The organism is Lederbergia sp. B243.17 (genome assembly GCF_057657925.1).
The window spans coordinates 109,859-129,330 of record NZ_JBWBKF010000079.1 but is presented as its reverse complement, the minus strand read 5'-3'; the positions used below and the strand labels follow the sequence as shown (position 1 = coordinate 129,330).

General features: G+C 44.5%; 18 protein-coding genes. 17 read left to right on the top strand and 1 reads right to left on the bottom strand.

The window, feature by feature from the left end:
• From AC0TWI_RS15530 to AC0TWI_RS15465, 14 genes are all read left to right on the top strand, one after another.
• A partial coding sequence (locus AC0TWI_RS15530; RefSeq protein ID WP_488124311.1) for an IS3 family transposase occupies positions 1 to 101 on the top strand: 101 nt, incomplete at its 5' end.
• A 147-nt stretch (positions 102 to 248) separates the two neighbouring features.
• The gene (locus AC0TWI_RS15525; protein ID WP_488127243.1) at positions 249 to 773 is read left to right on the top strand and encodes a sigma-70 family RNA polymerase sigma factor; all 525 of its coding nucleotides are present in this window, start codon (positions 249 to 251) and stop codon (positions 771 to 773) included.
• Positions 766 to 2,073 (top strand): DUF4179 domain-containing protein, encoded by a 1,308-nt coding sequence (locus AC0TWI_RS15520; protein WP_488127242.1) that lies wholly within the window; start codon positions 766 to 768, stop codon positions 2,071 to 2,073. Before AC0TWI_RS15525 ends, AC0TWI_RS15520 begins: the two co-directional genes overlap by 8 nt.
• 155 nt (positions 2,074 to 2,228) lie before the next feature.
• Entirely contained in the window at positions 2,229 to 2,729 is a 501-nt protein-coding gene (locus AC0TWI_RS15515; protein WP_488127241.1) for a DUF2798 domain-containing protein, read from the top strand.
• Between the two features lie 248 nt (positions 2,730 to 2,977).
• Positions 2,978 to 4,441, top strand: coding sequence for a CoA-acylating methylmalonate-semialdehyde dehydrogenase (locus AC0TWI_RS15510; protein WP_488127240.1), 1,464 nt, complete (start codon positions 2,978 to 2,980; stop codon positions 4,439 to 4,441).
• Positions 4,442 to 4,528: 87 nt separating this feature from the next.
• Positions 4,529 to 5,347: a 5-deoxy-glucuronate isomerase gene (iolB, locus tag AC0TWI_RS15505; protein ID WP_488127239.1), complete on the top strand. Its 819-nt coding sequence runs from the start codon at positions 4,529 to 4,531 to the stop codon at positions 5,345 to 5,347.
• A 17-nt stretch (positions 5,348 to 5,364) separates the two neighbouring features.
• Positions 5,365 to 6,342: a 5-dehydro-2-deoxygluconokinase gene (gene iolC / locus AC0TWI_RS15500; RefSeq protein WP_488127238.1), complete on the top strand. Its 978-nt coding sequence runs from the start codon at positions 5,365 to 5,367 to the stop codon at positions 6,340 to 6,342.
• A gap of 30 nt (positions 6,343 to 6,372) precedes the next feature.
• Positions 6,373 to 8,283, top strand: coding sequence for a 3D-(3,5/4)-trihydroxycyclohexane-1,2-dione acylhydrolase (decyclizing) (gene iolD, locus AC0TWI_RS15495; protein WP_488127237.1), 1,911 nt, complete (start codon positions 6,373 to 6,375; stop codon positions 8,281 to 8,283).
• A 96-nt stretch (positions 8,284 to 8,379) separates the two neighbouring features.
• On the top strand, positions 8,380 to 9,246 hold the full coding sequence (gene fba / locus AC0TWI_RS15490) for a class II fructose-1,6-bisphosphate aldolase (RefSeq protein ID WP_488127248.1): 867 nt from the start codon (positions 8,380 to 8,382) through the stop codon (positions 9,244 to 9,246).
• A 267-nt stretch (positions 9,247 to 9,513) separates the two neighbouring features.
• The gene (gene iolG, locus AC0TWI_RS15485) at positions 9,514 to 10,536 is read left to right on the top strand and encodes an inositol 2-dehydrogenase (protein WP_488127236.1); all 1,023 of its coding nucleotides are present in this window, start codon (positions 9,514 to 9,516) and stop codon (positions 10,534 to 10,536) included.
• A 123-nt stretch (positions 10,537 to 10,659) separates the two neighbouring features.
• Positions 10,660 to 11,556: a myo-inosose-2 dehydratase gene (gene iolE, locus AC0TWI_RS15480; protein ID WP_488127235.1), complete on the top strand. Its 897-nt coding sequence runs from the start codon at positions 10,660 to 10,662 to the stop codon at positions 11,554 to 11,556.
• Positions 11,557 to 11,621: 65 nt separating this feature from the next.
• Entirely contained in the window at positions 11,622 to 13,217 is a 1,596-nt protein-coding gene (locus tag AC0TWI_RS15475) for a solute:sodium symporter family transporter (RefSeq protein WP_488127234.1), read from the top strand.
• Positions 13,218 to 13,244: 27 nt separating this feature from the next.
• Positions 13,245 to 14,282 (top strand): inositol 2-dehydrogenase, encoded by a 1,038-nt coding sequence (gene iolG, locus AC0TWI_RS15470; protein ID WP_488127233.1) that lies wholly within the window; start codon positions 13,245 to 13,247, stop codon positions 14,280 to 14,282.
• A gap of 11 nt (positions 14,283 to 14,293) precedes the next feature.
• Positions 14,294 to 14,683 (top strand): tautomerase family protein, encoded by a 390-nt coding sequence (locus AC0TWI_RS15465; RefSeq protein ID WP_488127232.1) that lies wholly within the window; start codon positions 14,294 to 14,296, stop codon positions 14,681 to 14,683.
• 107 nt (positions 14,684 to 14,790) lie between these two features.
• Here AC0TWI_RS15465 and AC0TWI_RS15460 read toward each other — a convergent pair whose 3' ends face one another.
• Positions 14,791 to 15,546, bottom strand: coding sequence for a DeoR/GlpR family DNA-binding transcription regulator (locus tag AC0TWI_RS15460; RefSeq protein ID WP_488127231.1), 756 nt, complete (start codon positions 15,544 to 15,546; stop codon positions 14,791 to 14,793).
• Between the two features lie 322 nt (positions 15,547 to 15,868).
• Here AC0TWI_RS15460 and AC0TWI_RS15455 point away from each other — a divergent pair, with 322 nt between their 5' ends.
• The 3 genes from AC0TWI_RS15455 (at position 15,869) to AC0TWI_RS15445 (ending at position 19,461) form a co-directional block, all read left to right on the top strand.
• Positions 15,869 to 16,885 (top strand): LacI family DNA-binding transcriptional regulator, encoded by a 1,017-nt coding sequence (locus AC0TWI_RS15455; protein WP_488127230.1) that lies wholly within the window; start codon positions 15,869 to 15,871, stop codon positions 16,883 to 16,885.
• A gap of 175 nt (positions 16,886 to 17,060) precedes the next feature.
• Positions 17,061 to 18,230 carry an ABC transporter substrate-binding protein gene (locus tag AC0TWI_RS15450; RefSeq protein ID WP_488127229.1) on the top strand — a complete coding sequence of 390 codons (1,170 nt, stop codon included), beginning with the start codon at positions 17,061 to 17,063 and terminating at the stop codon, positions 18,228 to 18,230.
• A gap of 43 nt (positions 18,231 to 18,273) precedes the next feature.
• Positions 18,274 to 19,461 carry an ABC transporter substrate-binding protein gene (locus AC0TWI_RS15445; protein ID WP_488127228.1) on the top strand — a complete coding sequence of 396 codons (1,188 nt, stop codon included), beginning with the start codon at positions 18,274 to 18,276 and terminating at the stop codon, positions 19,459 to 19,461.
• Positions 19,462 to 19,472: the final 11 nt, after the last annotated feature.

The window sequence follows — 19,472 nt, the reverse complement described above, 5'->3', positions numbered from 1 at the left end:
AGATTAACCATTATATGGTCTATTATAATAATTATCGTTATCAGTGGAATTTAAAAAAGATGACCCCTATTCAATATAGGAATCATCTTCAAACTGCTTAATCTCTTTTTTTATTGTGTCCTTGACATAGGTACCACTTTAATGGGCCATTCTCTTTTTTTTTTTGATCGTTCTGGATAGGAAATTTGCAAATTTGAAACGTTTTGGATTGCTGTTCTGTCTAACGGATAAGAAGGGAGGGCAATCGATTGGCGGATAGCAAGAAAGTGAAGCGAGCGAAGAAGGGGAATTCAAAAGCTTTTCAAGAGCTGATAGAAGAAGAAAAGATAAAGTTGTACAAAATAGCCTATGTCTATATGAAAAATGAGACGGATGCGCTTGAGGTTTTCCAGGAGACCGTATATAAGGCCTTTGTTTCAATAAAAAGCTTAAAAGACGAACGGTATTTTTCCACATGGCTATCGAGAATTTTGATAAATACTGCGATCGATTTTTTGAAAAAGAAGAAAAAAGTGATCCCGATGGAAAAGGAGTTTTTAGAAGGAAAGGTGGAAGCATACCGGCCCAACGAAACAGACCATGATTTGCTTCAGGCGGTGATGGAGCTGGATGAGAAATATAAAACCGTCTTGATACTCCGATTTTACAACGACTATACGATCAAACAGATTGCTGAGATGATTCAATGTCCGGAAGGCACGGTAAAAACGAATATACATCGCGGCATCAATCTGCTGAGAGAAAAGTTAAGGGAGGATTGTGTAAATGAATAAGGAGTGGCCGGACTTGAAAAAAGAGTTAGATAAGATTCCAGTCCCGATGGATGCGCTTGATTCGGTCATTAACGATACAATCAAGGGAGGACGAAAGAAACGGTCAAAAACGAAAGCAATATTGTATACATTCGGTGCAACGGCAGCGGGATTGGCCCTGTTCATCGGCTCAGCCAACTTTTCACCTGCCATGGCCAAAATTGCATCCGGTATTCCGATTGTCGGAACGTTTTTCAATGATTCCGCCGATGAAGGATTGAGGATTGCAGGAGAAAAGGGACTTACCCAAGTCATCGATCAATCATCGAAGGATAGTGGAATCACATTGACGATGAATGAAATTTTCTATGACGGCACACGTCTGACCTTCGGATACACGCAAGAGTCCATCTTTGCGATTGGCGACCTCGAACGTCCAACCATCGAAGTGAATGGGAAGGAAATCAATTTCAGTTCCGGTTCTTCAGGGGATTTTGTCACACCGCAGAAATATAAAGGGACGATGGATATTACTCCGACGGAAGAACTCCCGGAGGAATTTGAATTGAGCATGCGGATTGATGCTGTCGGTCTCATTCCTGGCAGATGGGAATTTAAGTTTCCAGTCAAGCAATCGAACAAAGTCACAGTCATCCGGCCTGAGCAGACGAACGTAGTCGAAGGAGCGGAAATCACTGTCGATTCATTGAAACTCGGTCCGGCGGGGACAGACTTGAATGTCACTGTGACTAAGGATGAGAAAAACGAAGCATTTGATCCATATTCGTTATATTTTTATGTGCTGGATGATAAGGGGAATGTGCTTAACACGGTCACGGGAAGCGGCATGGGGGAAACAAAGGATGGACAGGAATTGAGTAAACTGAACTATTTGTATTCCCCTCTGAAAGAAAACAGCAAAAAGATAAGAGTGATTCCTTATACGGTTCCTGTTGAGGAGACAGGCTGGAAAGAGGTTTCAGTGCCGCTGGAAGAACAGAATTTTCCTTTGAGCTTGAACCAAGGGGAATTCGGCGATGTTCTCGTGACAAAAGCTGTTTATAAGAAAGATAAGATTGTCCTTTACTATACTCTGCAAACAGATGAGATAGTAGATGATAGAATGTCGAGAAACATGATCTGGCTGGAAGATGGCAAGGGGAAAAATTTGATGCTGGAGAAAACACCACTTGCGGAACGGATTGAAGGAAATCATTTCAAGCAGGAGTTTGCAGTTGGATCAGGCAAAGGGCTGACGATCAAAACCCAAAAATATCCGAAAACAAACGTTTATGAGGGATTTGAGATTGATTTACCCTAATCAAGGAATCTGCTCCATGGTGGCTTGCAGTTGTCACCAGCACCAGATAAAATAGTGCCATCAGTGTGTGGAGATATTGGCCGTTCAGTGTGGCCAAAAATATATGTCGCATGATACGTCTGCCATCTGAAATTTACTTTTTGGAGATGACGGACATGTATGAAGAGACAAGACTGCCGAGGAACGGAAAAGAAGGGATTCTATTTTTACTAATCGTTTCGATCATATCGGTCAATACAATCGCTCCTCTTGTTATTGGACTCGAACGGGGGTTCAGCAGGGAAGCGTACCTAGAAACATTAAAGCTGCTGCCTATAATGTGGGTGATCGTCGTATTGGCGGTCAGGCTGGTGGCAGGCCCGCTTGTCGGCAGGTTGATGCCGAGGTACACAGGGCAGAAGGAGGGCTTTAATGCAAGAGTGTTATTGACTATTCTATTGAATGTGACAGTGCTCTCCCTTTTGCTTTCCATTATTGGTACATGGCTCGGCACAAAAGAAATCAGCATGGAACCGTTCCTCAATTTCCTTCATATATGGCCAAGAAACTTTGGCATCGCTTTTTGGATTGAATTGCTGCTCGCTCAGCCGATTGCGCGGTTTGCCATGAAAAAGCTGCACGAAGGTCAGGCTAGGAGAGTTGGGGAAGTTCAGTAGTAGATTGGCAACTTAAATCGGCTGGCCGAATCAGGGCTCAGCCGGTTTTTTCATATCATTTATCAAAACACGGGGCTTATCACCAAGCCTCGTGTTTCTTAATTTCTGAAATTCTGAACTTGAAAATGAATAGGTTTTTAGATAAAAACCTTGACTGAAAGCGTTTTTAGTTTTATAGTTTAAACATAGGTAACCAAAACATAACCAAAACATAACAAAAACAGTCCTAATAAGGGAGGAAATAGATGATGGCAGAGGCTAGAAAACTACGAAATTATATTAACGGGGAATGGATTGAGAGCAAAGCGGCGAAATATGAGGATGTCTACAATCCAGCGACCAAAGAAGTCATTGCACAAGTTCCCCTTTCTACAAAAGAGGATTTAGACCATGCGGTTGAGGTGGCAGCAAAGACATTTGATGAGTGGAAAAACGTTCCTGTACAAAAACGCGCACGGATTCTTTTTAACTATCAGCAGCTCTTGCAAAAAAATAAGGAAGAACTAGCCCGCCTGATCACAATCGAAAATGGAAAAAATATGACCGAGGCGCTTGGTGAAGTGGGCCGCGGAATCGAAAACGTTGAGTTTGCGGCTGGGGCTCCGACCTTAATGATGGGCGACTCCCTCTCAACGATTGCAAAAGACGTGGAAATCGCGAACTACCGTTATCCGATCGGGGTAGTGGGCGGAATTACGCCATTCAACTTCCCGATGATGGTCCCATGCTGGATGTTCCCAATCGCCATTGCAGTCGGAAATACTTTCGTACTTAAGCCATCCGAAAGAACGCCGCTGCTGACGGAAAAATTGGCAGAGCTTCTTCAAGAAGCAGGCTTGCCAAATGGCGTATTCAACGTCGTACATGGAGCGCATGACGTCGTAAACGGGCTGTTGGATCATCCTAAAGTGAAAGCGATCTCGTTCGTCGGTTCCAAGCCGGTCGGGGAGTACGTTTACAAGCGCGGCAGCGAGAACCTGAAGCGCGTTCAAGCCTTAACAGGTGCGAAGAACCATTCGATTATCCTCAATGATGCTGACCTTGAGCTCTCGACTTCTAATGTTATCGCTTCTGCATTCGGTTCTGCTGGTGAAAGATGCATGGCTTGCTCTGTCGTTGCAGTTGAGGAAGGCATTGCAGACGAATTTATTGCCAAGCTTGTAGAAGAAGCGAAAAATGTTAAGATGGGCAATGGCCTTGATGACGGTGTATTCCTTGGACCGGTCATCCGCGAGGAAAACTTGAACCGCACCTTGAACTATATTGAACGTGGGGTTGAAGAAGGCGCCAAGCTTGTCTGCGATGGACGTGAAAGGGTATCGGAAGATGGTTATTTTGTCGGACCTACTGTGTTTGACGGTGTGACGACAGACATGACGATTTGGAAAGATGAGATTTTCGCTCCCGTTCTGTCTGTTGTACGGGTGAAAAACTTGAAAGAGGCTGTCGAGACAGCGAATGCATCTGAATTTGCCAATGGCGCCTGCATTTACACATCAAATGCATCCGCAATCCGATATTTCCGTGAAAACATCGATGCCGGAATGCTGGGAATCAACTTGGGCGTGCCTGCCCCGATGGCATTCTTCCCATTCTCAGGCTGGAAATCTTCTTTCTTCGGCACTTTGCCGGCAAATGGAAAAGACGGCGTTGAGTTCTATACACGTAAAAAAGTTGTTACAGCGAACTATAAAGCACCATCATTTGAGTAATCTCAAAAGCTATTATCCTACGTCTGTCGCGGGATAATAGCTCTCATTTTAATAACAGAAAATCCAGAGGCAGGGAGGATGCAAGGAATGAGTAAATTGCTCCGCAAACCGCAGCAAAAGGAAAAAGCCCAAGGGGTCAAGCTTATCCACGAAGTGACAGCTGAAAATTCAGGATTGGAATATGTCGGGTTTAAAATGATCGACTTGGAACTCGGTGCAGTCTATACAGAGACCCTCGGAAATCAGGAAGTATGTGTTGTTGTCATGACAGGGAGGGCAACAATCAGCGATGGAGAAAAGACTTTTGAGAACTTAGGCACCAGAGAAAGTGTTTTTGAGAAAAAGCCGACAGATAGCGTCTATATTTCGAATGACCGGACATTCAAAGTGGAAGCCGTTACGAAAACTACACTGGCCCTCTGCTACTCTCCTTCTGAAAACCAATTGCCGACAAAACTGATCAGAGCGGAAAACAACGGCATTGAAAACCGCGGAAAATACAATAATCAACGGCTCGTCCATAACATTCTGCCAGATTCTGATCCGTCTGCGAACAGCCTCTTGGTTGTCGAAGTTTATACGGATAGCGGAAACTGGTCAAGCTACCCGCCGCATAAGCATGATCAGGACAATTTACCTGAAGAATCCTTCCTTGAGGAAAGCTATTACCATGAAATGAATCCGCGTCAAGGATTCGTTTTCCAACGCGTGTACACCGACGATCGCTCGCTTGATGAAACGATGGCTGTTGAGAACCGGGATGTCGTGCTCGTGCCTGCCGGCTATCACCCGGTTGCTGTTCCTGACGGTTACGATTCTTACTATTTGAATGTAATGGCGGGTCCGAAACGGACATGGAAATTCCACAACGAGCCCGCGCATGAATGGATATTGGACCGCGAATAGAGAGGATGACTTGAAGAATGAAACTTTCATTTAACGATGAACGGGAATTCGATATTATTGCCATTGGCCGGGCATGCATCGATCTGAATGCTGTAGAATACAACCGGCCGATGGAAGAGACGATGACTTTTAAAAAATACGTCGGCGGTTCGCCTGCTAATATTGCGATTGGTGCGGCAAAGCTCGGGTTAAAGTCCGGATTCATCGGAAAACTCGCAGATGATCAGCATGGGCGTTTTATTGAGACATACATGCGTGAAGCCGGGGTTGACACGTCCAATATGGTAACCGATAAAGATGGCCATAAGACAGGATTGGCTTTTACAGAAATCAAGAGTCCGGAAGAATGCAGCATCCTGATGTACCGCGACCAGGTTGCCGACTTATATTTGCAGCCGGATGAGGTCGATGAAGAGTATATTAAACGAGCTAAGATTCTGCTTGTTTCCGGGACAGGTCTTGCTCAGAGCCCTTCAAGAGAAGCAGTCTTAAAGTCTATCCAATTAGCAAAGAAAAACGGCGTAAAAGTGGTGTTCGAACTGGATTACCGCCCATATACTTGGCAGTCAGCTGAAGAAACGGCTGTATATTATACGCTCGTGGCCCGGCAGGCTGATGTGGTGATCGGTACGCGTGATGAATTTGATGTGATGGAAAACATTGAAGGCGGCGAGAATGAGAAAACGATCCGCCAGTTGTTCGCCCATTCTCCTGAACTGATTGTCATTAAGCACGGGGTCGATGGATCGTTCGCCTATGCGAAATCCGGAGTGACCTTTAAGGGTCACGCTTATAAAACCAAAGTATTGAAAACCTTCGGTGCAGGCGACTCCTATGCAGCAGCCTTCCTCTTTGCGATTATCCGCGGGAAGGATGTGGAAACTGCACTGAAATACGGCAGCGCATCAGCAGCTATTGTTGTCAGTAAGCATAGCTCCTCAGAGGCTATGCCAGTTGAAGAGGATATAAAGAATCTAATTTCCGAACGTTCATAAAAGAAACCATTTCTTTAGAGGTGATGAGCAATGGGTAAAGTACGGTTGACCACTGCACAGGCATTGATCCGATTTCTTAATCAGCAGTACCTGTCAGTTGACGGGAAGGAACATCCTTTTGTTGAGGGAATCTTTACGATATTTGGGCATGGAAATGTATTGGGGATTGGCCAGGCACTCGAACAAGAGGCTGACCGACTGAAAGTTTTCCAGGGGAAAAACGAGCAGGGAATGGCACAAGCGGCTATTTCTTATAGCAAACAAATGCTGAGGCAGAAAATTTATGCGGTCACGACCTCAGTGGGACCAGGATCTGCCAATCTTGTGACTGCTGCAGGCACTGCACTTGCAAACAATATTCCAGTCTTGTTTCTGCCGGGAGATACTTTCGCTTCGAGACAGCCTGACCCGGTACTGCAACAGGTTGAACAGGAATATAGCGCAAGTGTAACGACAAACGATGCACTCCAGCCATTATCAAGGTATTGGGACAGGATCACTCGTCCTGAGCAGCTCATGTCCAGCCTGATCCGTGCGTTTGAAGTGCTGACGAACCCTGTGACAGCAGGACCTGTCACGATTTCCCTTGCCCAGGATGTGGAAGGGGAAGCATATGATTACGATGAATCATTCTTTCAGAAGCGTGTCCATTATCTGGACAGGAGCATTCCGGTAGAACGTGAGATCGCCGGAGCAGTCGAATTGATTAAAGCAAGCAAAAAGCCATTAATCCTGGTAGGAGGCGGAGCAAAATACTCCGAGGCACGGGATATTCTTATCAAGATTTCCGAGACGCATGCGATTCCGCTTGTGGAAACACAGGCAGGAAAATCGACAGTCGAATCCTCTTTCAAAAATAATCTCGGCGGAGTAGGAGTAACAGGCACGATGTCTGCCAATAAAGCTGCCCGTGAAGCGGATTTGGTCATCGGCATCGGCACGAGATACACCGATTTCGCTACTTCATCCAAATCGGCCTTCAACTTTGAAAGTGCCAAGTTTTTGAATATTAATGTAAGCCGCATGCAGGCTTATAAACTCGATGCATTTCAAGTTGTGGCTGATGCAAAGGCAGCACTGGAATTGATTGCACCTCGCCTGGAAGGGTACAAGTCTGATTTTGAAGAGCGGATCATCGAATTGAAGGATGAATGGAATGCGGAGCGCTCCCGATTGGGCCAAGTCGTGTTCAGCCGGCAAAACTTTGAACCAGAAGTGAAAGGGCACTTTACTCAGGAAGTATTGAATGAATATGCAGATGTTCTTGATACAAACTTTGCACAGACGACGGCTTTACTGGCTATTAATGAAGCGATTGACGAGGAAGCCATTATTGTTGCAGCATCCGGCTCCTTGCCTGGGGATGTTCAGCGCATTTGGAATCCGTCTAAGCCGAATACGTATAACGTTGAATACGGATACTCCTGCATGGGGTATGAAATCGCTGGAGCATTGGGAGCGAAATTAGCCGCCCCTGACCAGGAAGTTTATTCACTTGTCGGCGACGGCAGTTTCTTAATGCTGCACACAGAGCTCGTCACAGCAATCCAATACAATAAAAAAATTAATATTCTTCTTTTTGACAACTCTGGATTTGGCTGCATCAATAACCTGCAGATGGGTAATGGAGGCGGCACCTACTTTACAGAATTCCGAAACGACAGCAATGAAATTTTGAACATAAACTATGCGAAGGTGGCAGAAGGGTATGGCGCTAAAACCTATCGTGTCAAAACAGTTGAAGAATTGAAGCGTGCACTTGAAGATGCCAAGAATCAAACGGTCTCCACGTTAATCGAGATCAAAGTGTTGCCGAAAACGATGACAGAAGGCTACGAGAGTTGGTGGAATGTCGGTATCGCCGAAGTATCCAACAATGAAAAGGTAATGAAAGCATACGAAGGCATTAAGGAAATGAGAGGCCGGGCGAAACAGTACTAAAATGGATGATTTCAGAGGGAGGATGAGGGTGCTGCAACGGCGCATCCTCCCCCTCCCTTTATTAAATCGTAAATATACATGCAAGAGAGGTGAACCATAATGTTAGTGTCTATGAAGGATATGCTGGAGAAAGCGAAAGAGGAAAAGTATGCCGTCGGCCAATTTAACATTAACAGTTTCCAATGGGCTGAAGCCATATTGGAGGCGGCGGAAGAAGAAAAGGCACCTGTCATTGTTGCTTCCTCGGATCGGCTCGTCGATTATCTGGGCGGATTTACCACAATCTCATTGATGATTCGCAGAATCATAGAGGTAAAAAACATTACTGTGCCCGTAGCTTTGCACCTTGATCATGGAATGAGTGTAGAGCGATGCAAGGAAGCAGTGGATGCAGGTTATACGTCTGTCATGATTGATGGATCCCATTCCTCAATTGAAGAAAATATTAAAATGACAAAAGAAGTGGTCGAGTATGCCCATCCAAAACAGGTCTCTGTCGAGGCAGAAGTAGGAATGGTCGGAGGCAACGAGGATGGGTTAATCGGCGGCATCCAATATGCGGATCCCCAAGAATGCCGTCGACTAGTTGAGGCAACGAAGATAGATGCCCTGGCGGCTGCACTGGGCTCTGTCCATGGACCATATCAGGGAGAGCCGAAGCTTGGCTTTGAGGAAATGCAGACAATCTCTGAATTGACCAATGTGCCGCTCGTGTTGCATGGCGGTTCGGGCATCCCTGATCATCAAATTCAAAAAGCGATCAAGCTGGGGCATGTGAAGATCAACGTAAATACAGAATGTCTCCAAGCATGGACAAAGGCTGTAAGGAAGGTATTGGCAAACGATGAAGGGCTGTATGATCCACGGACGATATTAACACCCGGCAAGCTTGCAGTAAAAGAGACCGTTAAAGAAAAGATTCGGGAATTTGGTTCCAGCGGTAAAGCAGCGAGAGAAGCATAAAAGGTATCCAGAAGGAGATGGACTTGAATCCAAAAGATGATCCATCTCCTTCCTTATTTTCATATGTTTGATAAAAATGCGGAACAAAGGCATTGACTGAAAACGCTTTACGTTATATTATATAATCATAAATATCATCAAGAGTTAACCAACATATTATAAAAACATTGTTAAAATCATAAAATATAAGATTACATACAGCGGAGCATTGAATAATTTGTTATTTGTTGATTATATTTTGCTATCTGCATTTTTGGAGGTAAAGACATGGAACAGGTCAGAATTGGAATTGTCGGTTTAGGTAGATTGGGAAGAATCCACGCAGAAAACATTGCAAATAATGTCTCAGGGGCGGTTTTGCAGGCAGCTTGCAGCATTGTCGAAGCAGAATTGGAATTTGCCAGAGAAGCGCTTGGAGTAAAGGGAACGTACAGCACTTTTGAAGAGATGATTGAAAGCCCTAACATCGATGCGGTCTGCATTGTCTCTCCTTCTGGTTTTCATACGGAACAGATCCGCTCGGCTATTCGCAAAGGTCTGCATGTGTTCAGTGAAAAGCCAATTGGCCTTGAAGTGGAAGATATTGAAAAGACAATTGAAATCATCGAAGAACATCCTGATCAAGTTTTCCAGCTGGGCTTTATGAGAAGATACGATGATTCATACCAATACGCCAAGCAGCTTGTTGATGAAGGAAAACTGGGTGAGCTTACCTTAATCCGCTGTTATGGAATCGATCCTAGTTCTGGCCTTGAAAGCTTCGTAAAGTTTGCAGGAGCAAGCAATAGCGGCGGACTGTTCCTCGATATGTCCATCCATGATATCGACTTAGTAAGATGGTTTACAAAGAAGGAAGTGCGCCGTGTATGGGCGATGGGCAAAAATGCCGCCTACCCTGAATTGGACAAAGTGAATGAACTTGAGACAGGGGCAGCAATGATGCAGATGGAAGACAACTCGATGGCCATCCTCGTCGCTGGCCGGAATGCGCTTCACGGTTACCATGTCGAAACAGAATTGATTGGCACAAAAGGGATGCTCAGGATTGCGGCAGCCCCTGAGAAGAACCTTGTCACGATTTTTGATGAAAACGGGATCGTACGGCCGACTTCGCAGCATTTTCCGGAACGGTTCAAGGATGCATTCATCAATGAATTGAAAGAGTTTGTCGCGTGTATCCGTCAAAAACGTCAGCCGGAGGTTTGTGCGTTTGATGGCCTGCAAAGCACCAAAGTGGCGATCGCATGCCAACAGTCAGTAGAAAGCAACGGAATTGTCGAAGTAGATTGAGCAAAAAAATAGATTTGTAGGGAACCGGGGCATTCTTACATTAAGCAGAGGCCGGCACTTATCTGAGGAAGGGAGGCCGCCTTCGAGCGGTCTGGCCTTCATAGAGGAACAGGGGGAAGGAAAATGAAAACAAATGAATCACTAATGTTTGCCTGCGCACCTATCGCCTGGACAAACGATGATATGCCTGAATTGGGCAGTGAGAATACCTTTGAGCAATGTATCAGCGAAATGGCATTGGCGGGCTATACCGGAACGGAGATCGGAAATAAGTATCCAAAGGATCCAGAAGTGCTGAAAAGATACCTGGAGATCAGAAATTTGCAGGTTGCCAGCGCATGGTTCAGCTCATTTTTAACAACGAAGCCATTTGAGGAAACAGCACAGGCCTTCAAAAAGCACCGTGACTTTTTGAAGGCAATGGGAGCCAAAGTCATTGTCGTGTCTGAACAGGGACGAAGCATCCAAGGGCAAATGGATACTCCGCTATTTGATGCCAAGCCGATTTTCTCTGATGAAGAGTGGGACCGATTGACAAACGGCCTGGAAAAGCTGGGTGAGCTTGCAGCAGAGAAAGGGATGGCGATCGTCTACCATCACCACATGGGAACCGGCGTCCAAACGACTGAGGAAATCAACCGTTTGATGGAAAATACAGATCCTGAAAAAGTTTCCCTATTATTTGATACAGGCCATCTTGTGTTTTCAGGAGAAAACCCACTGGAGGTCTACGAAAAGCACAAGTCGAGAATCAAGCATGTGCACGTCAAGGATGTCCGTAAAGAAGTAGCCGAAAAGGTGAAAACAGATAAGATAAGTTTCCTGAATGCAGTTAAACAGGGTGCTTTCACTGTACCAGGGGATGGAATGATTGATTTCCGCCCAATTATGAAAGCGGTTAAGGATAGTGGTTACAAAGGCTGGGTTGTCGTAGAGGCAGAACAGGACCCGGCAATCGCCAATCCATTTGAATATGCTGTAAAGGCTAAAAACTATATTGATAGCACTATAGAAGCCTAAAAGGGAGCCGGTCTTACATCCAATAATGGAGATCGGTGTTAAAACATAAAGATGGAGTGAGCAGCATGGGGATCTTGACTGTAGTTTTGTTTACCTTGATTATCGTAGCCATCGGCTTTTATGCATACAGAAAAAGCCGGAAAGTTGATAATAACAGTTCAGAAGGATTTTTTCTCGGCGGCAGGAGTTTGACGGGCATTACGATTGCCGGAACAATTATTATGACCAACCTCTCGACTGAACAGATTGTCGGGCAAAACGGTCAAAGTTACCGAGGCGGTATGGAGGTAATGGCCTGGGAGGTAACCGCTGCCTTAGCCTGTGTGTTTTTAGCGCTTGTTTTTCTTCCGAAGTATTTAAAATACGGCGTCAATACGGTATCAGACTTTATCGAAATCCGTTACGATACAACAACGAAAAGAGTTGTATCGGGGCTGTTCATCTTTACATACATGACGTCTTTCTTGCCGGTCGTTCTTTATTCAGGCGCGCTTGTCTTCAATAAGATCTTTCATTTGGATAAGCTGCTGAATGTCGATCCATTGGTGGCTGTTGGACTGATTGCAGGGGCCATCGGGGTCGTCGGATTATTGTACCTGCTCGTTGGCGGACTGAGTCTTAGTGCAGTCAGTGATACGATTTATGGAGTTGGCCTTCTCATCGGCGGACTTTCCATTCCTATTTTGGGGCTGATCTTTCTTGGAAGCGGTAATTTTCTGAGCGGGTTGGAATCTGTTAAAGACAATACGCCTCATCTCTTAAATTCAATCGGTGCTGTCGATTCTGATATTGTTCCTTGGCCGACTCTTTTCATGGGCATGTTGTTCAATAACTTGTTCTTCTGGTGTACCAATCAAATGATTGTTCAAAAGACACTTGCGGGCAAAAGCCTTAAAGAGGGGCAGAAAGGCGCCCTATATGTCGGATTCTTTAAAATATTCGGTGCTCTTTTTCTTGTTTTTCCTGGTATACTGGCCTTCAATATGTTCGGCGACACTTTGTCGGTCGCAGATGATGCCTATCCATCGCTTGTGACGGCTGTGCTGCCTGAGTGGGCTTATGGAATATTCGGGGCTGTAATTTTTGGAGCAATTTTAAGTTCGTTCGTCGGCGCTCTGAATGCGACGGCAACCTTATTTACACTGGATTTTTATAAGCCGATTATCAAAAAGGATGCGACAGATTCTCAAGTGGCGAGAGCCGGCAAACTGGTAACGATTATCGTGGGAATCATTTCAGTGCTCATAGCTCCGCTGATTTCCTTTGCGCCGGCAGGACTTTACGCTGTCGTTCAGGAATTTAACGGTGTATACAGTATGCCACTATTGGCTCTTGTGCTGCTTGGTTTTTACTCGAAATATGTTACCCCTTTAGCGGCAAAGGTTACGTTTGTCTTCCATATCGTCATCTATGGTTTGTCAAAAATATTATTGGCAGATATCCATTATCTTTACGTATTAGGTTTCCTATTCCTGGCTGATGTGCTCGTCATGTGGCTGATCGGTAGATGGAAACCGCTGGATAAGGCTTTTGAATTTGAAGAAAACATCAATAAGGTAGATTTGACACCATGGAAACATCGGAAATGGGTTTCTGCCCTGGTGATCATCGCGATGCTCGGCATGTATATCTTGTTTTCACCACTGGGGATTGCTATATAAACATTCAATACAAAGGAGAGGTGTGCAATGAGCAAGCAAATAACAGTAGGTGTCATCGGAGCTGGCAGAATTGGAAAACTTCATATTGAAAATATGAAGCATATGAGTAATGTAAGGCTTAAGACGGTCTCCGACATGATGGTCGATGGATTGCAAGAGTGGTTTTTATCATCCGGCGCTGAAAGTTTGACTGCGGATTATCAGGACATTTTAAAAGATCCGGAGATTGACGCGGTGTTCATCTGCTCGCCAACTGACACGCATGCGACCATCATTAAGGAAGCGGCAAGAGCAGGAAAACATATTTTTTGTGAGAAGCCGATCAGTTTTTCTGATCAAGAGACAATCGATGCTTATCAGGTGGTAAAAGAAACAGGTGTAAAGTTCCAGCTAGGGTTTAACCGAAGATTTGACCGGAACTTCAGGAAGGTGAAAGAACTGGTCGGCACAAAGCAGATTGGTGATCTCCATATCCTGAAAATCACCTCTCGCGATCCGGAGCCGCCTCCATTGGAATATGTCGTTCGTTCGGGCGGAATTTTTGCTGACATGTCCATCCATGACTTTGACATGGCACGTTATATTACCGGATCAGAGGTGACGGAAGTGTACGTGCGGGGAGCTGCTCTTGTAAATCCGGCGCTTGAACAAGTTGGCGATATCGACACGGCTATTATTCTTCTCACCTTTGCCAACGGCACGATGGGTGTAATTGATAACAGCAGGCAGGCTGTGTACGGGTATGACCAGAGACTGGAGGCTTTCGGCTCCAATGGCTCAGCGAGTGCGGAAAATGAAACCGGTTCTACAGTCTCCATCTTGACGAAGGATGGAGGGATTGGAGAGAAGCCGCTTCACTTCTTTCTTGAGAGATACAATGAGGCTTACAAGCAGGAGGTAGGGGATTTCTTCTCGGCTATCGATTCGAATACAGAGTGTACATGCAAGTTTGAAGACGGAATCATGGCACAGCGCATCGCAATGGCTGCAAAGGAATCTCTTGAAACCGGCCTTCCGGTAGCAGTCAAGCAGCTGCAGGAGCTGCCTGGAGAGAAGATAAAGTAGGAGGGACAGGAATGCCTTTTCTTAGAATAGATGTGATTGAAGGAAGAGATGAAGCAGAAATTGTGAATCTGCTTGATGCCATTCATCATTCCGTGGTCGAAGCATTCGATGTACCGGAACGGGATCGTTATCAAGTTGTCCACCAGCATCCGGCACATGAAATGGTCATCCAAGATACCGGTTTGGGCTTTGAACGGAGTAATGATGTGGTGGTCATCCAAGTGACAAGCTCTGCAAGAAGCGAAAAGCAGAAACAACAGTTTTACAAGATACTTGCAGATCGTTTGCAAGAAGAATGCAAGATTGCACCGAATGATATAATGGTGTCCATTGTCACAAACGGGGCGGGCGACTGGAGTTTTGGCTTTGGCGAAGCCCAGTTCCTCACGGGCCGACTCTAAAAAAAGAAAGATGAGCTGTTCCCTGATAGAGGTGTTTTATCGCTGGGGAGCAGCTCATTTTTATGTTTGAAAAGTAAAAAGCAGAGACTTTTTGTCTCTGCTTTTATTCAATCGGCAACAGCCAAAGAAACGTCGTGATCCTCTGCATATTTGCAAAATTCTTCCCTCGGCAGCGAGTCCGTGATCAAGCAATCAACCTCGTCCAACTGACAATAGGTCATCAATCCATACTTATCGAACTTGTCATGATCCAACAGGAGGTACACCTGCTGGCTTCTTTTCACGATTGTTTGTTTCAGCTCTGTCTCTAGAGGCGAGGAATTGGTCACGCCGTTCAACAAGGAAATGCCTGTCGTCGCCATGAAAGCCTTATTGATATTATAGGCCCTCAATAAGTCGCCATTAAGCGGGCTTCCTAGCGAATTTGTCTTCCTTTCCAGAATTCCGCCGACAGAAATGATATTCAGGTTGTTATAAGGAAGAGAACGGACGATGAATTCGATGTTATTTGTCACGATCGTCAGGTTCTTCTCTTTTAATCCTTCGAACATCTCGATTGTAGTTGTTCCGGAGTCAATGAAAATGACGTCTCCATCTTCAACAAAACTCGCAGCTTTTTTGCCGATCATCAGCTTCTCCGTTTGAAATCGCACCTTCCGTTCCTGAAAGGATTCCAATTTCTTCTGTCCTACCGAAATACCGCCATACACCTTTTTAAATGCGCCGCTTTCGACGAGCTCCTGTACATCTCTGCGTATCGTATTTTTCGAGACGTTGAACACTGTCACAAGCTCATCGAGCGAGGCTGATTGCTGTTCCGTCACGTACTCCGCAATCTTGTTTATCCGCTTTTCTTTTATCATACGGTTCACCTTAACCTTTTTATAATCCAATTTGGAAACGCTTTTATCTATATTATACAGCAAATATTATCAAAAAGTAACCAAAAGTAACCAAAAGTTATGCATCAAGAGGATATTACTCTATAGTTTTTATTGTAATAAATACTGACATATAAAGTCGAAGGAAATTAGGGTAAAATGTAGTATCATAGTCCCTGAAGGAATCTTGCTAAAACTTTTTACAATTGTGCTAAAGGCTGCCGCCAGGAAAAAAGGAGACCTAAAAGAATGTGAAAGAAATAGAGGACATATTTAAACTAAAATTAAATGGGGAGAGTAGATTATGGTTACAATCAAGGATATTGCGAAACAGCTCGGTGTTTCTGTCAGCACAGTTTCACGTGCGTTGAATAACCATCCGGATATTCGAAAGGAAACGAGAGAAAAGGTTATGGAATTGGCGAAAAAAATTGATTATACACCCAATGCACTTGCCAGGAGTATGATTCAAAAAAAGACTTTCACTGTCGGACTAATGGTTCCTGACATTACAGATCCTTTTTTCTCAGCAATATCTCATGATGTAGAAGATGTTTTGTCAGAGAAGGGTTATCAAACAGTTTATTCAAATACGGGAGGAAGTCAGGTAAAGGAAAGTCTTTTTTTGTCAAGTGCATTAGAAAGGAAAATGGATGGACTTATCATTACTCCTGACCACCCTAATAAAGAGATATTAAAGTCTATCATGCGGGCGGAAATCCCGGTGGTCTATTTAAGAAGACGCCCGCCAGCAGGACTTGATATTCCCTTTGTAGATGTAGATCATTACCACGGTAGTTGCGAAGCAGTAGAGCATCTTCTTTCACTAGGTCATAGGGAAATTGGTTTTATTGGCATGCCGGAACATTCAAGTACAGGAAAAGAAAGAAATAGAGGATATGTTGATACCCTGCAACAGAACCAGATCGACCCTATCAGTACAATGGCAAAGACCAAAACCATCGAATCCGGTTATCAGGCTATGGACCTCATTATGAAATCCCACGCCAACATATCGGCAATCTTTGCTGCCAATGACCAGCTTGCCATTGGCACTTTGGAGTGGTTGGCTAAACACGATATAGCTGTACCTGAGGAAATGAGTGTGATAGGGTTTGACAACTTGGAAATTTCGGATCTCCATTGGATTAAACTTACAACTGTATCGCAGCCTAGAAGAGAAATGGGAAGACATGCTGCAGAAATGCTCCTTCTTTTACTTCAGAAAGAAGTTCTTCCTACGAACACTCTGATCATGAATACGGAGCTTGTAGTCAGAAACACTACAGGAACAGCAAAGCCAGAAAAAAATATTGTTTGAATTGGTAAATATTATTGACAATTTAAACTATTCGTTTTACCATATAGCTAATTGGTAACGTTTCCGGTAACGTTTCCGGTAACGTTACCGGTTGCGAGAGGGGGAGTGAAGGGATAGTCAATAAAATGTAAGGGGTTTCAAATATAATTATATTTTCAGGGGGGTGTCTTAAACAGTGAGAGGTGTTATTCAAAGAAAATCAACTGGCTTGATAGCGATGCTAATCCTTCTTCTGCTTATCGCGGGATGCGGTCAGAAGGAAAGCGCTAAAGGAGGTCAAGTACTAGCGGATAGTGAAGACACAGAAACATTAACAACAGAAGAACTTTATGAAAAAGCAAAAGAGGAAGGGAAGGTAGTCATTTACTCTCAGTCCTCACGTTGGAATGATATCAAAAGAACTTTCGAGGAAGAATATCCGGGCATTACTGTCGAAGGATACAAAATAGATACAGGAGATATGATCGAGAAAATCATACGTGAAAGTGATTCGGGTCTGAATGAAGTGGACGTTGTCTTTGCGAAAGATGGAGCCGGGACTTTCACTGGAGAACTTTATCATAATGGTTATCTAAAAAAATATATGCCTGAGGATTTAACAGGGAGTATGCCTGAGCATTATCAGAACATGAACGGTCTAGTCCCTTATGTGGAGGCAAGGGCGATTTACTATAATACCGAAGCATATTCTGAACCTCCTGTTTCCAATTGGTGGGACTTAGTAGAACCAGAGTGGAAAGGGCGCGTCATCATCGGCGACCCTCTCCAGGCAGCCGATACGATGGATCTATTTCTGGCAATGATACAGAATCCCAAGGACATGGAGGACGCATATCAGCAAAAATACGGAAAAAAACTAACACTTTCAGATACCGAAAATGCAGGCTATGAGTTCATCAAGAGATTATTGAAAAACGATCCGATCTTAAAAAACTCAAGTACTGATGTTGTAAATGCTGTAGGAGCCACGGGGCAAAGCAATCCACCAATCGGTGTCGCTGTTTCGAGTAAGCTTCGTGTTGCGAAGGAACAGGGGCTTTCGTTGGGGGTTAGCTATAAAATGGAACCTAAACTTTCACAGGCAGAGGAATCTCTCCTCTTTATGGGAAAAGATGCACCTCATCCAAATGCAGCGAAATTACTGATCCGGTGGATGGCTGGAGAAGCAGATGGCAAAGGAAAAGGGTTGGAACCGTTCAATGTAGAAGGTGCCTGGCTGACTCGTTCAGACATTACTCAAAAAGAGGAAATTCCTTTTTCAGAGATGAAGCTTTGGGAGTATGATGCTGATTTTAACTATAAAAATTCTAGGAAGTTAAGGGATTTCTGGCTTAAACTTCAGTAACTAGCATGAGTACTGCACCCTTAACAAAAGAGGGGGAAAAGTGATGCGATTATCAGTATTGAAAAAGCATGATGCAGCGTTTGTATTTTTGGTGCTTATACTAAGTTTAACCCTTACGGCCTGTTCAACGAATAAGACTACTTCAAAGGACAACGGGGAAGAGTGGCTTGAATCAGCCAATCTGAAGGCAGATGAAACTGTGGATGAGTTATATGAGAAGGCAAAAGAGGAAGGCAAAGTCGTTGTCTACTCCCAATCGAGCCGGATTAGTGCCATCAAGGCCTCCTTTGAGGAAAAATACCCTGGAGTCACAGTTGAAGGGTATGACATGGACACCGGTGAAATCATTGAAAAAATCATACGAGAACAAGAAGCCGGCATCTTCAATGCTGATGTGGCTTTCATCAAAGACACGAGCGGTTCTGTATCCGGTGAAATTTTACCAAAAGGCCTCGTCCATCCGTATATGCCTAAGGACATAACGGAACAGATGGTAGAGCCTTATAAAAGTACAAATTTGGGCTTGGCTCCATATGTTTCCCTGCGGGTGCTGTACTACAATACGGAAGCGTATAAAGAGCCGCCTGTCACAAACTATTGGGATCTTACAGAGCCAAAGTGGAAAGGGAAAATTCTCCTCGGCGATCCAATGCAGAATGCAGATGATTTGGATCACTATCTGACAATGATTCAGAACTCCGATGAAATGGCGGAAAGTTACAAGGAGAAATTCGGTAAAGAGATTGAACTTAACGGAACTGAAAATGCAGGATACGAGTTCTTTAAGCGGATCCTGGAAAATGACCCTATTTTCATGAAGAGCTCAGGCGAAATAGTCGAGGCAATCGGGAAGCCTGGGCAAAATGACCCTCCGGTCGGTATTTCCGCCTCAAGTAAACAAAGAGAGCTCGACCAAAAGGCTCTGAACGCAGCTGTCATATATGATTTAAAGCCACGGCTTTCCAATGCTCAGCCATCGTATCTTTATATGGTGAATAAGGCTCCCCATACCAACGCCGGAAAGCTATTCATCCGCTGGGTGGCGGGGGAAGCTGACGGATCCGGAAAAGGAATCGAACCGTTTAATGTAATTGGTTCGTGGGTAACAAGGCCAGATATCGCCCGAAAAGATCAACAGCCTCTTGATTCACTGAATATTTGGGATTATGACGGAGAATTCGTATACAAGAATGCCGCGAAATTCAGGGAATTTTGGATGAAAAACCAATAACTTCACACTAA